General features: G+C 72.5%; 12 protein-coding genes. 3 read left to right on the top strand and 9 right to left on the bottom strand.

The window, feature by feature from the left end; translation table 11 throughout:
- Positions 1 to 61 precede the first annotated feature (61 nt).
- The 9 genes from FNH04_RS27575 to FNH04_RS27535 form a co-directional block, all read right to left on the bottom strand.
- On the bottom strand, positions 62 to 1,153 hold the full coding sequence (locus FNH04_RS27575) for a Zn-dependent alcohol dehydrogenase (RefSeq protein WP_152788497.1): 1,092 nt from the start codon (positions 1,151 to 1,153) through the stop codon (positions 62 to 64).
- Between the two features lie 13 nt (positions 1,154 to 1,166).
- Positions 1,167 to 2,555 carry an aldehyde dehydrogenase family protein gene (locus FNH04_RS27570; RefSeq protein ID WP_152788496.1) on the bottom strand — a complete coding sequence of 463 codons (1,389 nt, stop codon included), beginning with the start codon at positions 2,553 to 2,555 and terminating at the stop codon, positions 1,167 to 1,169.
- Between the two features lie 94 nt (positions 2,556 to 2,649).
- Positions 2,650 to 3,384, bottom strand: coding sequence for a class F sortase (locus tag FNH04_RS27565; RefSeq protein ID WP_152788495.1), 735 nt, complete (start codon positions 3,382 to 3,384; stop codon positions 2,650 to 2,652).
- Positions 3,371 to 4,195, bottom strand: coding sequence for a hypothetical protein (locus tag FNH04_RS27560; protein ID WP_152788494.1), 825 nt, complete (start codon positions 4,193 to 4,195; stop codon positions 3,371 to 3,373). Before FNH04_RS27560 ends, FNH04_RS27565 begins: the two co-directional genes overlap by 14 nt.
- Positions 4,196 to 4,309: 114 nt before the next feature.
- On the bottom strand, positions 4,310 to 5,554 hold the full coding sequence (locus FNH04_RS27555; protein ID WP_322724004.1) for an MFS transporter: 1,245 nt from the start codon (positions 5,552 to 5,554) through the stop codon (positions 4,310 to 4,312).
- 49 nt (positions 5,555 to 5,603) lie between these two features.
- Entirely contained in the window at positions 5,604 to 7,064 is a 1,461-nt protein-coding gene (locus FNH04_RS27550) for a CitMHS family transporter (RefSeq protein WP_152788493.1), read from the bottom strand.
- Between the two features lie 124 nt (positions 7,065 to 7,188).
- The gene (locus FNH04_RS27545) at positions 7,189 to 9,558 is read right to left on the bottom strand and encodes a molybdopterin oxidoreductase family protein (RefSeq protein WP_152788492.1); all 2,370 of its coding nucleotides are present in this window, start codon (positions 9,556 to 9,558) and stop codon (positions 7,189 to 7,191) included.
- A 72-nt stretch (positions 9,559 to 9,630) separates the two neighbouring features.
- The gene (locus FNH04_RS27540; protein WP_152788491.1) at positions 9,631 to 10,263 is read right to left on the bottom strand and encodes a TetR/AcrR family transcriptional regulator; all 633 of its coding nucleotides are present in this window, start codon (positions 10,261 to 10,263) and stop codon (positions 9,631 to 9,633) included.
- Complete coding sequence (locus tag FNH04_RS27535) at positions 10,260 to 10,886, bottom strand: nuclear transport factor 2 family protein (RefSeq protein WP_152788490.1); 627 nt, start codon at positions 10,884 to 10,886, stop codon at positions 10,260 to 10,262. The genes FNH04_RS27540 and FNH04_RS27535 overlap by 4 nt, the downstream gene beginning before the upstream one ends.
- A 173-nt stretch (positions 10,887 to 11,059) precedes the next feature.
- Here FNH04_RS27535 and hmgA point away from each other — a divergent pair, with 173 nt between their 5' ends.
- From hmgA to FNH04_RS27520, 3 genes are all read left to right on the top strand, one after another.
- Positions 11,060 to 12,385 (top strand): homogentisate 1,2-dioxygenase, encoded by a 1,326-nt coding sequence (hmgA, locus tag FNH04_RS27530; RefSeq protein ID WP_152788489.1) that lies wholly within the window; start codon positions 11,060 to 11,062, stop codon positions 12,383 to 12,385.
- Between the two features lie 49 nt (positions 12,386 to 12,434).
- Complete coding sequence (locus tag FNH04_RS27525; RefSeq protein WP_322724001.1) at positions 12,435 to 13,184, top strand: GntR family transcriptional regulator; 750 nt, start codon at positions 12,435 to 12,437, stop codon at positions 13,182 to 13,184.
- 23 nt (positions 13,185 to 13,207) lie between these two features.
- The coding region (locus FNH04_RS27520; RefSeq protein ID WP_152788487.1) for a type ISP restriction/modification enzyme at positions 13,208 to 14,017 on the top strand (810 nt) is incomplete at its 3' end.

The raw sequence follows: 14,017 nt of genomic DNA, 5'->3' as shown, positions 1-14,017 counted from the left end.
AGCGCCCCTGGGGATGGGACGTGGATGGGACGGGTAGGGGCGGCGGGGGCGAAAAAGCCCCCTAGAACACCACCAGCGCCCGACCGCCCTTCCCCGCCACCATGTTCTCGAACGCCGCCGGGATCCCCTCCAGCCCGATCCGTTCCGTCACCAGCGCCCCCAGGTCCAGACGCCCCGCACCCACATGCCCGGCCAGCACCGGCAGGTCCCGCGCCGGGTCGGAGTTGCCGTACACGCAGCCGGAGAGCGTCCGGCCCCAGTGGAAGATCTCCATCGCGTTGAAGGTGACCTCCTGGTCCTTGCCTCCGATACCGACGACCGTGGTGCGGCCACCCCGCCGCGTGGAGTCCCAGGCCGCGCGGATGGCCGCAGCACGCCCCACGCACTCCACCGCCACGTCCACGCCCTGCTTCCCGGTGAGCGCGCGGATCTCACGCGCCGTGTTCCCGGAGACCACGACGAAGTCCGTCGCACCCGCCGAACGGGCCAGTTCCTCCTTCGCCGGGGAGACATCCACGGCGATCAGCCGCGAGGCACCCGCGATCCGGGCCGACTGGAGCGCCGCCAGACCGACACCCCCGGCCCCGAACACCGCCACGGTCTCCCCGGGCCGGACCTGCGCCGAGTGATGGACGGCGCCGTACCCGGTGAGAACCGCGCAGCCGAGCAGCGCCGCGTCGGCGAGCGGAACGCCGTCCGGCGCGGGAAGCACGCAGTCGGCGGACACCACCGTCTCCTCCGCGAACGCGGCCACGTTGAGACCGGGGTGAAGGTCCGCCCCGTCACGGACGCGCCGCGCGTACACGTCCCCCACGCCCGTCAGCGCGTTCGCGCACAGCCACACCTCACCCAGCGAGCAGGCAGGGCAAGCACCGCACGAAGGAGACCAGTTCAGGACCACCCCCTCGCCCGGCGCGAGATGGGTGACGTCGGGGCCGACGGCAACCACCGTGCCCGCGCCCTCGTGGCCGAGCACCGCGGGCACCGGCACCCGCAGGGTGCCGTCGGACAGGGACAGGTCGGAGTGACAGACCCCGGCGGCGGCGAGCCGGACCCGTACCTGTCCGGGTCCGGGCGGCGGCAGTTCGATCTCGGTGATCTCCAGCGGAGCCCCGACGGCGGGCAGGACGGCGGCACGGACCCGGGTGGTCATGAAGGACGGCTCCTCAGAACTGGAGGGACTTGGTCTGGAGATACTCGCCCAGCCCGTGCGTACCGAGCTCGCGCCCCACACCCGACTGCTTGTAACCACCGAACGGGGCCAGGGGGTTGAAGCGTCCGCCGTTGATGTCCACCTGGCCGGTGTCGAGCCGTCGCGCGAAGGCCACCGCCTCCGCCTCCTCGCCCGCCCACACGGCACCCGCGAGCCCGTACACCGTGCCGTTGGCGATCCGTACGGCGTCGTCCTCGTCCTCGTAGCGCATGACCGAGAGGACCGGCCCGAAGATCTCCTCCTGGGCGATGGTCATCCCGGGTGTCACATCCGCGAAGACCGTCGGGCTCACGAAGTAGCCCCTCTCGTAGGGGGATTCCACGCCGCCCGCGACCAGCCGCGCGCCCTCCGCGACACCCTTCTCGATGTAACCCCGCACGCGTTCCCGCTGCTTGGCGCTGACCAGCGGGCCGATGCGGTCGCCGTACTTCGCGGCGGCCTCGGCGGCCAGCCCGACCGCCCGCTCGTACTGCGAGGCGTGGACGAGCATGCGGGTCCAGGCGCTGCACGTCTGGCCGGAGTTGGACATGACGTTGGCGACGCCCACGTGCACGGCCCGCTCCAGGTCGGCGCCCGGCAGGATGACGTTGGCGGACTTGCCGCCGAGTTCCAGGGCCACCTTCTTGATCGCCGCTCCGGCCGTCGCGGCGATCTGCCGGCCGACCGCCGTGGAGCCGGTGAAGGACACCAGGTCCACCCCCTCGTGCTCGGCGAGCGCCTGGCCGGCGACCGGGCCGAGGCCGGTGACGAGGTTGAAGACACCGGCCGGGATGCCGGCCTCGTCCACCGCCTCGGCGAAGAGCTGGGCGGTGAGCGGGGTGTCCTCGGCCGGCTTCAGCACGATCGTGCAGCCGGCCGCCAGGGCCGGGGCGACCTTGGCGACGATCTGGTGGAGCGGGTAGTTCCAGGGCGTGATGGCGCCGACGACGCCGACGGGCTCGTGGTGGACGGTCGAGTTGCCCACCTTCTCCTCGAAGGCGTATGTCGCCGCCAGCTCGGCGTACGACCCGGCGACCAGCACCGGCAGCCCCGCCTGGACCTTCTGCGCGAACGGCGGCGGAGAGCCCAGCTCGGCCGTGACGGTCCCGGCGATCTCGTCCTGGCGGGCGGCGAGTACGTCCCGGAGGGCGCCGATGAGGGCGCCCCGCCCGGCGGGCGGGGTGGCGGCCCAGCCGGGGAGGGCGGCGCGCGCGGCCCGTACGGCGGCGTCGACGTCCTCGGCCGTGCCCGCGGGGACGTGGCCGATCACCTGCTCGTCGGCCGGGTTCACGACCGCGATCGTGTCCGTCCCGGCGGCGGGCCGCCAGGCGCCGTCGATGTATATGCCGTCGTGTGCCTTCATGGCGTTCCTCCCGGGCGTTCCTCGTCGTCCGGCTCCTAAACTAGCGACGTTAGTTTTCTGCGCTCTACCCACCCGGACCTGCGCGTGACGCGGCTCACACGGGGCGCTTCGGCCCCTGGGTGGCCGTCAGATGGGCGAAGACCACGACGTTGCCCGAGTAGCCGGTCTTCCGGTCGTACCGGCCGGCGCAGGTGATCAGCCGCAGCTCCGGGCGGTTCCGGATGCCGTAGACCTCCCGGTCGGGGAAGTGCGCCTTCTCGTACGTCCTGACCGCGTCCACGGTGTAGACGGCGGTGACCCCGTCGGCACGCCTGGCCTCCACGACGCGCCCGGGCCGGATCGCGTCGAGGGCGGCGAAGACGGCGGGCCCGGTCCTGGTGTCGCGGTGGCCGACGACGACGGCCGTACCGGGCTCGCCGGGCGCGGGGCCGCCCTCGTACCAGCCGACCAGTTCGGGGTCGTCCTGCGGAGGGGCGGGGAGTCTTCGCCGGCGGTCGAGGCGGAGGCCGACCACGGGTGCCGAGATGTCGAGGTACGGGATGGCCAGGGAGGTGGCCCGGGAGCGCGCGAGCGGCCGGAGCGGCGGCGCGGTCATGGGCGGCCCCGCGGTGGGGGCCGGTTCGGCGGGAAAGAGCCGCCGGGACCCCGGCACGCCTGGTGCCCCCGCACCACGCGCGTCCGTGCGGGCCCCGGCGGAGCCTGCGGGACCGTTGTCCTGAGCCCACCAGACGCCGCCCGTCACCAGGGAAACGGTCACGACGATCGTCCGTGTCAGGCGGTAGGCACGCGTCCTGTACCAGGGCCTCCGGACGCGGCTACGCCGCGCCATCGGCACGGCGGCGCAGCCGGAAGTACGCGGCTCCGCCGACCGCGACCAGACCGGCGGCCACCATGCCCGCGACCGGCGCGCCCCCGAGCGGCCCGAAGCCCTGCGGCTGTGCGAGACCGCCGCCTCCGGCGGGAGGCCCGCCGTTCGGCATGTCCGGACCCGCGTTCCGGTCCGCGTTCCGGTCGGCGTCCTGGCCGGAGTTCCGCTCCGCGCCCCGTTCGGTGTCCTGGCCGCCGTTCCGCTCCGCGTCCCGGCCGACGTTCCGCTCCGCGCTCCGCCCGGTGTCCTCGGCGGCCTCCTGCTCCTTGTCCGGGCCGGCGTCCTGTTCGGTGCCCGGTTCGGTCTGCCCCTCGGAGTCCGGTCCGGCGGCCGGCGTCTCGTTCCGGCAGTCGACCTTGAAGAACTTCTGCTTGCCTGCGCCCATGCCGCCGTCGGTCCTCCAGGTCAGCTTGTACTGCCCTTCGGGAAGCGCCATGGTGCCGTCCGTCCGGCCCTCGCCCGCGGCGAGCGTGAGATGCCCCGAGAGCTGGGCGGCGCCCGACCGCGCCGGCTGCGGCTCGATGGTCCACGCGAGGCCCGGGACCACGTCGAAGGAGGCGGCTTCCAGGTAGAACTCGCAGGCCCCCGGCTGGTTGGGGTCCACCGGGGCGTCGGCGTCCTCGATGCGGACGGTGACGTCGCCGTTGTCGCCGGGAGCCGCGACGGCGGCCGGTACGGCGAGCAGGGCGGTTCCCGCGGCGGCCAGCGCCGCGAGGGTGAGAGTGCCCGGGTGCGCCCCCGAGCGGCGCGGGAGGGACGACGAGGTGGGCATGCGGGACCTCCGGGTCAGGTGATAGTCACACAATTCGCGCTTGTCGCCTGACTCTCTGTCACATTCGCGTCGGCCGGGACCACCGGCCACGCCTCGGGGACGCCTCATGGACCGTCAGATTTCGCTCTTCCGGCCCAAGGAGGCCGCAGAAGATCCGCGGCTCGTCCCACCGTCGTCCTCCGGCCCCTTCCCCGGCTTCGCGCGCGACCGCAGCGCCGTACCCGAGGAGAGCAGCAACAGCACGCCGAGCATCACGAACGGCGCGGCCACACCGGCGACTCCGGCCACGAGTCCCGCGGCGGCGGGCGCGGCGACCTGGCCGAGCCGGTTGCCGGTGAGCCGCAGCGCGAGGGCGGTGGAGCGGGCGTCGTCCGGGGCGGCCTGCACGACCGTGGTCATGGACAGCGGCTGCCCGACACCCAGGCAGAACCCGAGGACCGCGAGCATGACGGCGAGCGCCCACACCGGCACGGGCAGCGCCATGCCGGCGCACAGCACGGCGCCCACCAGGCAGGTCACGGTGAGCAGCGCGGTCCGGCCGAGCAGCCGCAGCATGGGCGTCATCACGAGCCGGCAGGCGATGGTGGCCGCGGCGCGCAGGCTGAGCAGTACGCCGATCACGGACGGTGCGATACCGCGGTCCTCGCCGATCACCGGCAGGTACGCGGTCAGGATGTCCGTCGCGGACAGCACGGCGAGACTGATGAAGATGCCCGCGGGCACGCCCCGGGTGCGCAGGATGCGGTGCACCGGGACGCGTTCGCCGTGTTCCGTACGGGACTTGGGTGCCGTACGGCGCTCGATGCGCCACAGCGAGGTGAACGCGACCGCGGCCCCCGCGCCCGCCACGAGCAGCGCGAGCGCGCTGGTGCCCGCCATGTCCGGGCCGCCGATCAGCGTGCCCGCGGCGATCGGGCCGACGAGCTGGCCGAGTGAGGCGCCGATGGTGAAGTGGCCGAAGTTGCGGTCCTGTTCACGCGGCGCGGACTGACGGGCCACGATCGACTGGGCGCCGATGACGAAGGACAGGTGCCCGAGCCCCATCACTCCGCTCCAGGCGGCCATCGCCGGAAGGGAGCCGGCGACACCGCTGAGCACGCAGCCGCCGGAGATGAGGACGACGCCGACGGGCAGCAGCGGGGCGCACCGCCCGTGGTCGGTACGGCGGCCCAGCGGTACGGCTGCGAAGAGCGGGAGCAGGGCGTAGACCCCCGCGATCACGCCGACCGCGCGCTCGTCGGCGCCCAGCGCGAGGGCCCGGTAGGACACGGCGGGCCGCGCCATCGACACCGCCCCCTGCGCGAAGCTGAAGGCGATGACGAGGCGGAGCAGCCAGCCGCGGCTCCCACCGGGCCTCACGTTGCCGTCCTCCTTGATGGTTCTGCGGTTCTCAACTGCCCCGCGGGGCTCAGATGATGCCGAACAGGATCCCCGCACCGAGGATGATCAGCGAGGTGATCGCCGCCCACTTGACCACGAACTTCGTGTGGTCGCCGAACTCGACCTTCGCCATACCGACGAGCACGTACACGGCCGGGACCAGCGGGCTCGACATGTGCAGCGGCTGGCCGACGAGCGAGGCGCGGGCGATCTCCAGCGGCGACACCCCGTGCGCGGCGCCGGCCTCGGCGAGCACCGGCAGAACACCGAAGTAGAAGCCGTCGTTCGACATGAAGTACGTCAGCGGAAGGCTCAGGAAGCCGGTGACGAGCGCCATGTGCGGACCCATGCCGCTCGGGATGCTGTCGACGATCCACTTGGCCATGGAGTCGACCATGCCGGTGCCCTGCAGGACGCCGGTGAAGACGGCGGCGGCGAAGACCATGCCGGAGACGTTGAGGACGTTGTCGGCGTGGGCGGCGAGCCGGGCCTTCTGGGCGGGAATGCCGGGGAAGTTGACGGTCAGCGCGAGCGCGGCACCGAGGATGAACAGCACCGGGATCGGTAGCCACTCCATGATCATCGCGGTGAGCAGGGCCACCGTGAGCAGCGCGTTGAACCAGTACAGCTTCGGGCGCAGGGTCTCGCGGTTGGGGTCCAGGCCCTGGAGCCGCACGTCCTCGGAGTCGGCGGCGTTCTCAGCGTTCTCGGCGTTCTCGGCGTCGGTGCCGGAGCCCGCGCCGCCCGTGGCCTTCGCCGTACGGCCCTTGTCGTTGCCGGAACCGCCGGAGGCACCCGCGCCGACGAGCACCGTCTCGGTCTCGGGCTCCGCCTCGGTGGTCTTCTCCTTCTCCAGGACGTCGCCCAGGCTCAGCGTGCCGAGGCGCTTGCGCTCGCGCAGACCGAGGACGTACGAGAGGACGAAGACGAAGAGCAGGCCGACGAGGAGCGCCGGGATCATCGGGACGAAGATCTCGCCCGCGTCGAGCTTCAGCGCGGTGGCGGCGCGGGCCGTCGGGCCGCCCCAGGGCAGGGTGTTCATCACGCCGTTGGCGGTGGCGGCGACGCCGGTCATCACGACCAGGCTCATCTTCAGGCGCTTGTACAGCGGGTACATCGCCGAGACCGTGATCATGAAGGTGGTCGAGCCGTCACCGTCGAGCGACACGATCGCGGCGAGCAGGGCCGTACCGACGACGATGCGCAGCGGGTCGGCCTTGCAGAACTTCAGGATCCCGCGGACGATCGGGTCGAAGAGCCCGACGTCGATCATGAGGCCGAAGTAGACGATGGCGAACATCAGCATCGCGGCGGTGGGCGCGAGCTGGCCCACCCCCTCGATGACGTAGTCGCCGAGCTTGGCTCCCTTTCCGACGAATACGCAGAAGAGCGCGGGGATCAGCACGAGCGCCGCGATCGGCGACATCTTCTTCATCATGATCAGGACCAGGAAGGTCGCGATCATGGTGAAGCCGAGGATGGTCAGCATGAGTTGGATTACCTAACGTTCGCCCTTGAACAGCCACCAGGGCCGGCGGTTGGAGCGACGTTAGGGCGCGTACACAACCGTTAACAAGACGTTGACATGCGAGCAATAAGCGCAAAACTCCAGGTCACAGCGTTGCCGCAGTTGGAGCGAGGGCAGGCACCAGGTCAACGGGCACGCCGTTGAGGACCGCGTTGCCCGACAGCGGGTCGAGTTGCGAGCCGTCCAGAAGCTGGTTGACGTTGGCGCCGGGGTCGAGCGCGGCATGGCTCATCCGGGTGCCGGGACGGTCGTGTCCCCAGCCGTGCGGGAGGCTCACGACACCGCGCCGGATGGCGTCGGTGATCTCCACGGGAGCGGTGACCTCTCCCCCGGCGCCCTTGATCCGTACGGCGTCCCCGTCGGCGATCCCGACGCGGGCGGCGTCGTCGGGGTGGATGTGCAGCGTGCAGCGGTTGGTGCCCCCGGTGAGGGCGGGCACGTTGTGCAGCCAGCTGTTGTTGGACCGCAGATGCCGCCGCCCGACGAGCACGAGCCCGTCGGGGCGCTCCCGCAGCGCCTCCCGCAGCCTGGGCAGGTCACCGGCGATCGGCCCCGGCAGCAACTCCACCTTCCCGCTGGGCGTCTTCAGCGGCTGCGGCAGCCGCGGCCGGAGGGGCCCGAGGTCGACGCCGTGCGGATGCGCGAGCAGCTTCTCCAGGGTCAGTCCGTCGGCTCGCGCGCCGAACCCCTCACCGTACGGGCCGAGGCGCAACATCATGTCGAGCCGCCGCTCGGGCCCGGTACCGCCGGTGAGCGCGGCGGCCAGCTCGCCCGGATCGCGCCCGTACACGGGCGAGTGGGCCTCCCTGACCGCCTTGCCCAGCGTCTGGTCGATGACCATGGCGTCCACGGCGGAGGGGTCGGCACCGTGCTTCCCCAAGCTCTCGGCTTCGCTCGAGCAGGGGAGACCCCAATCGGTGGCGGCGAGGACCAGCCGGGCGAGGATCTCGGTCTCGGCCATCCGGCCCTCCTCCAGGGGGACGGCGGCGGGGCTGTAGCGGGCCTGGTTGCGCACGGCGAAGGCGTTGAACGCGAAGTCGAAGTGCGGGGCCTGCGAGGGCGGGGGCGGCGGCAGGAGCACGTGCGCGTGGCGCGAGGTCTCGTTCAGGTACGGGTCGACGCTGACCATGAAGTCCAGTGAGCCGAGCGCCTTGTCGAGCCGGTCTCCGTCGGGCGCGGAGAGGACCGGGTTGGCGGCGACGGCGATGACGGCGCGCACGGGGGTGCCCTCGCCGGTCGCGGTGTCGATCTCCTCGGCGAGGGCGGACAGCGGCAACTCGCCCTTGGCCTCGGGGTGTCCGCTCACCCGGCTGTGCCAGCGCCCGAGCTGGAAGCCGTGTCCCGGACCGGCCGGTCGCGGTGTCTTGTCGGTGGCGGACAGCGGGAAGAGCGCCCCGCCGGGCCGGTCGAGGTTGCCGGTGAGCACGTTCAGCACGTCGACGAGCCAGCTGGCGAGGGTGCCGTGCGGGACGGTGCAGCTGCCGATGCGCCCATAGACGGCGGCGGTCGGCGCGGCGGCCAGCTCGCGGGCGAGCGCGCGGATCGTACCGGCGTCCACGTCGCACGCCTCGGCGGCGGCCTCCGGGGTGAACCCCTGGACGGCCTCGGCGAGTTCGTCGGCCCCCAGCACATGCGGGGCGAGCTCCCCGAGGTCGACGAGCTTCTCCTCGAAGAGGACGTACGCCATCGCGGCGAGCAGCAGCGCGTCCGTGCCCGGCCGGATGGCGACATGCCGGTCGGCGAGTTTGGCGGTGCGGGTGAGGCGCGGGTCGACGACCGTGAGGGTGCCGCCGCGCGCCTTGAGGGCCTTCAGCTTGCCGGGGAAGTCGGGGGCGGTGCACAGACTGCCGTTGGACTCCAGGGGGTTGGCGCCGAGGAGCAGCAGGTGGTCGGCGCGGTCGAGGTCGGGCACCGGTATGAGATTGGCGTCGCCGTACAGCAGTCCGCTGGAGACGTGTTTGGGCATCTGGTCGACCGTGGACGCGGTGAACACGCTGCGGGTGCCGAGGCCGGCGAGCAGGACGGGCGGGTAGAGGGCGCCCGCCATGGTGTGCACGTTCGGGTTGCCGAGGACGATGCCGACGGCGTTCGGCCCGTGCGTCTCGACGACTGTGCGCAGGCCCGCGGCGACGGCGTCGAACGCCTCCTCCCAGGTGGCCTCGCGCAGTTCCCCGTCCTTGCGGACCAGCGGGGTGCGCAGCCGGTCCGGGTCCCCGTCGGCCGCCCCGAACGAGGCCCCCTTGGGGCAGATGAACCCCTTGCTGAACACATCGTCGCGGTCCCCGCGGGCACGGGTGACGCGGGTGCCCTCGATGGTGAGGGTCAGCCCGCAGGTCGCCTCGCAGAGGGGGCAGATCCGCAGAGCCGTACGGGAGTCTGCGGTGGTGTCAGCGGTACGGGACACGGGTCCTCCGGGGGGCTGCGGCTGCGTTGACGCACGACTGCGACCGAGCATACCGACCGGTATGCATCTGGGGGAGTCCCCTGCCGGGCCGATCCCCGGCTCCTGGGGGCCGCGTCGGTCCGATCAGTCCAGGACCCGCGCCAGATACGCCCTCAGCAGCTCCCGCGCCTCCTCGATGATCCGCTCGTCCCCGTCCGGGGAGACCCGGAAGGCGAGCTGGACGAGGGTGTCGGCGGTTTCCACGGCGATGAGGAAGGTGCGGCGGAGGTCGTCGTCGGGGGTGCGGTCGATATAGCCGGAGAGGAGCTCGGTGAGGCGGTCCGCGACACGGTGGTTGGGCTCGGAGTGGAGGGCGCCGACCGGGATCTGGTTGCCGAAGTCGACGAGGGCGAAACCGGGCGCGGTGCGCTTCATGTCGAGGTACTCGTCGAGGACGGCGTCCATGGCCGTACGCCAGCCCGCTCCCCCGCCCGCCTCCCGGGCCGTCTCCCGCAGGCGCTCGGTGACGCGCTCCGTGAAGCGGTCGAGGTTGCGCTCGGCGAGGGCGTCGGCCATCGCGCGCTTGTTGCCGAAGAAGCGGTAGACCGAGCCGATGGGCACTCCGGCGCGCAGGGCCACGGCCCGGGTGCTCAGGGCGTCGTACCCCACCTCGTCGAGCAGGTCGGCGCAGGCGTCGAGGATCCTGGTCAGTCGTTCGGCGCTGCGGCGCTGCACGGGCGCGCGGCGCAGCGAGGTCGCTTGGGACACGGGCTTCATGATGCCTTTCGGGCGGAGTGCGACGAGCGTCCCGTACGGGTACGCCCTTCGGTACGGGCCGGGGGTGCGCCCCCACTCACCGTGGCGCCCCGGACGCTCCCGCTCCGGCTCGCGGCCGGCGTCGGCTCGGGCTCCGACTCCGTGATGTCCGCCGTGCTCTCGACGGGCTCTCCGTCGACGGCCCACACGGTGTGGTCGTCGGCGTACAGGCGGGCGGTGAGCCGGTGGGTGCCGCGCGGGACGAGGCGGCCGGGAAGGTGGTACTCGGTGGTGCGCAGACGGGTGAGGACCCGGCCGTCCAGAGAGAGGACGGCGGTGCCGCGTCCGGCCACGGCCACCGGTTTCACCCCGGCGGGCGAGAAGCGGAAACCGCGGACGGTCAGCCGTATGTCCCAACCCCCGTCGGCGTCCGGCTGGACCTCGATACCGATCTCGGGTGCGCCCGTCTCGTCGATCTCACGGTAGTGCCGTCCCCTCTCGTCCGTGGCGTCCAGCAGGTTGCCCACCGGTGACGCCGACACCCCTGTTCCTCGCTCCTGCGCCTCGCCGTCACCGCAGCCCGCCACGGAGCCGAGGAGGGCACAGACCGCGAGCGCAGCGAGACATCCGCGCGTCCACGACATGCGGGGGAGACTAGAGCACGCCTCCGACAGGCGGATCCCCCTGAGGTCGGGTTCTTCGGGTCCCGGCTCCTCCTGTGGTCGTGTCCCGCCTCCCGCGGACGCGGACCTCCCCTTGCGCCCCACCCCCCTGAATCCTACGGTGAGCCATAGGAATCAGGGACGAGGGAGCGATCATGAGCCGGGACGCGCGGAAGACCGCCGAGCTGCTGACCTATCTCTCCGGCTTCGGCAACGAGCACAGCTCGGAGGCCGTCCCGGGCGCGCTGCCGGTCGCCCGCAACTCACCCCAGCGCGCCCCCCTCGGGCTGTACGCGGAGCAGCTGAGCGGTACGGCGTTCACGGAGCCGAGGGCACAGAACCGGCGCTCCTGGCTGTACCGGATCCGCCCGTCGGCCGCGCACCCCGCGTTCACCCGCACGGACAACGGCACGATCCGCACGGGGCCGTTCACCGAGACGGTGCCGGACCCGAACCGGCTGCGCTGGAACCCGCTGCCGGAACCGCCGGAGGGCACCGACTTCCTCGCCGGCCTGTGGACCCTCGGCGGCAACGGGGACGCGACGCAGCGCACCGGTATGGCGGTGCACCTCTACCACGCCAACTCCTCCATGGACCGGGTCTTCAGCGACGCCGACGGAGAACTGCTGATCGTCCCCGAGCGCGGCGGTCTGCTGCTGCACACCGAGTTCGGGCGGCTCCCTGTGGAGCCCGCACAGATCGCGCTGGTCCCCCGCGGTGTCCGCTTCCGTGCGGAGCTGCTGGACACCTCGGCCCGCGGCTATGTGTGCGAGAACTACGGTGCGCCCTTCCGCCTCCCCGACCTGGGCCCCATCGGCGCCAACGGCCTCGCGAACGCACGGGACTTCCAGGCGCCGACAGCCGCGTACGAGGACGTCGAGGGCCCGGTGGAGGTGGTGAACAAGTTCTGCGGGAACCTCTGGACGGCCACCTACGACCACTCACCGCTCGACGTGGTCGCCTGGCACGGCAACCATGTGCCGTACCTCTACGATCTGCGCCGCTTCAATGTGATGGGCACCATCAGCTACGACCACCCGGACCCGTCGATCTTCACGGTGCTGACCTCGCCGAGCGACACCCCCGGGCTGGCCGGGGTCGACTTCGTCGCCTTCACTCCGCGCTGGCTGGTGGGTGAGGACACGTTCCGGCCGCCGTACTTCCACCGGAACGTGATGAGCGAGTACATGGGCCTGATCGAGGGCGCGTACGACGCGAAGACGGCCGGGGAAGGGGGCTTCGTGCCCGGCGGGGGCTCGCTGCACAACATGATGTCGGCGCACGGCCCGGACCGGGAGACGTTCGACAGGGCGAGCGCCGCCGAACTGCGGCCCCAGAAGCTCGACGACGGGCTCGCGTTCATGTTCGAGACGCGCTGGCCGATGACCGCGACGGCTCAGGCTGCCCGGGCGGAGCACCTGCAACAGGCGTACGACGACGTGTGGTCGGGCCTGAGGCGCCACTTCCGCCCGGCCGGCTGATCACCGCCCCCCGTTGCACTCGGCGCCCGCGACCGGTACGGATACCCAGGTGACCTCCTTCGCCCCGGACTCGATCGTCCTGAACCGCAAGCTGCCTCTCTGGTATCAGGTCTCGCAGTCCCTGCGCGCCTCGATCCTGGGCCGGTCACCCCAGGACCCGCTGCGCCTGCCGACCGAGGAGCAGCTCGCCGGGCACTACGGGGTGAGCGTGCTGACCATGCGGCAGGCGCTGAAGGAGCTGGAGGACGAGGGGCTGATCACCCGGCACCGCAGACGCGGCACGTTCATCGAGCCGAGCGCGCGGCGCGGCGCCCCCGTGCGGCTGCTCGGCTCGGTGGACGCGATCGTGGCCCAGCAGTCGGGGATGACGACCGAGCTGCTGGACCACGGGAAGTCTCCGGTTCCGGGCGAACTGGCCGATTACTTCCCGGATCTGGACGAGGTGGCGACGTACCACCGGCTGCGCGGCGACGAGAAGACGGGCGAGCCGACCAACCACGCCCGCAACTACGTGCGTCCCGAACTGGCCGGGCGCATCGACCGGGACGACCTGCTCCGCCGGCCCATGACGAAGGTGCTGCGGGACGTCGTGGGCGCGGACATCAGCCGTATCACCGACACCGTGGAGGCGCGGCTGGCCGACCCGGAGACGGCGCGTCTGCTGCGGGTGCCGCTGCTCAGCCCGATCCTGCACTACACGGGCGTCACGTACGGCGGGGACGGCCGGGTGCTGGACGTGGCGCTGATCCACTACCGCGGGGACCGCTTCTCCTTCACGGTCACCCTCGACGCCACGTGATCCCGTCGGCGCCCCGTCGTACGATGCCGGGCGTGACGCACGACGACGCTCCGCTGCTGGCGGACCTCATGCCGTGGTCCGTCGCCCCGCCGCGGCTGGGCCGGAGGTGGCCGGCGGCCCCCGACGCGGCCTCCCTGAAAGCCCGTTGGGACGCCCTGGTCAAGGCCGAGGGGCCCGACCGCGAGGCCCTGTTCGAGCCCACCCGCTCCCGTACCCCGCGCTCGGCGGTGACCCAGCTGCCGGGCCAGTCCAGCGGCACCGGGCGGCTGGAGCGCGAGTCGGGGCCCTGCCCGGAGCCCGTACGGGTCCTGCACGCCCCCTTCGACGAGCAGTGGCTCATCCCCGACCACCGGCTGATCGACGCCGCGCGGCCGGAGTTGTGGCGCGTGGCGGACGAGCGGCAGGCGTTCGCGGTGGAGCAGACGGTCGCGCCCGAGGCCTCCGGTCCGGTCCTGCTGGTCTCGTCCGTACTGCCGCTGAACCCTCCGCACGGCCCGCGCACCGGCCGGGTCCGCCCGCTGTACCGGCGACCGGGCGGCCAGGAACCGAACCTGGCGCCGGGCCTGCGGGAGCACCTCGCCGAACGCCTCGGCCACTCCCCCGATCCCGTCGACGTCCTCGCCTGGATCCTGTCCGCCGCCCGCCCCGGCTCGGGCTCGGCGGGCTCCGGCTCCGGCTCCGGGGGGATCGAGGTCCCGCTGACCGCCGACCCCGAAGTCTGGGGAGAGGGCGTCGAGTTGGGGCGCAGGGCGCTGTGGCTGATGCGCCGCGACGGCGAACGCCCCAAGCTCCCGGGCGGCCGCCGCCCGTACGTCCGCGCCCCGCTCCCCACC

The sequence above is a fragment of the Streptomyces phyllanthi genome (genome assembly GCF_009377205.1).
Lineage (GTDB): Bacteria > Actinomycetota > Actinomycetes > Streptomycetales > Streptomycetaceae > Streptomyces > Streptomyces phyllanthi.
Note: the sequence above shows the minus strand (reverse complement) of the source record. Positions and strands in the feature narration are given on the sequence as shown.

Coding starts and splice junctions, on each gene's coding strand:
- FNH04_RS27575 (WP_152788497.1), bottom strand. CDS start 1,153: ATGACCACCCGGGTCCGTGCCGCCGTCCTGCCCGCCGTCGGGGCTCCG.
- FNH04_RS27570 (WP_152788496.1), bottom strand. CDS start 2,555: ATGAAGGCACACGACGGCATATACATCGACGGCGCCTGGCGGCCCGCC.
- FNH04_RS27565 (WP_152788495.1), bottom strand. CDS start 3,384: ATGGCGCGGCGTAGCCGCGTCCGGAGGCCCTGGTACAGGACGCGTGCC.
- FNH04_RS27560 (WP_152788494.1), bottom strand. CDS start 4,195: ATGCCCACCTCGTCGTCCCTCCCGCGCCGCTCGGGGGCGCACCCGGGC.
- FNH04_RS27550 (WP_152788493.1), bottom strand. CDS start 7,064: ATGCTGACCATCCTCGGCTTCACCATGATCGCGACCTTCCTGGTCCTG.
- FNH04_RS27545 (WP_152788492.1), bottom strand. CDS start 9,558: ATGCTCGGTCGCAGTCGTGCGTCAACGCAGCCGCAGCCCCCCGGAGGA.
- FNH04_RS27540 (WP_152788491.1), bottom strand. CDS start 10,263: ATGAAGCCCGTGTCCCAAGCGACCTCGCTGCGCCGCGCGCCCGTGCAG.
- FNH04_RS27535 (WP_152788490.1), bottom strand. CDS start 10,886: ATGTCGTGGACGCGCGGATGTCTCGCTGCGCTCGCGGTCTGTGCCCTC.
- hmgA (WP_152788489.1), top strand. CDS start 11,060: ATGAGCCGGGACGCGCGGAAGACCGCCGAGCTGCTGACCTATCTCTCC.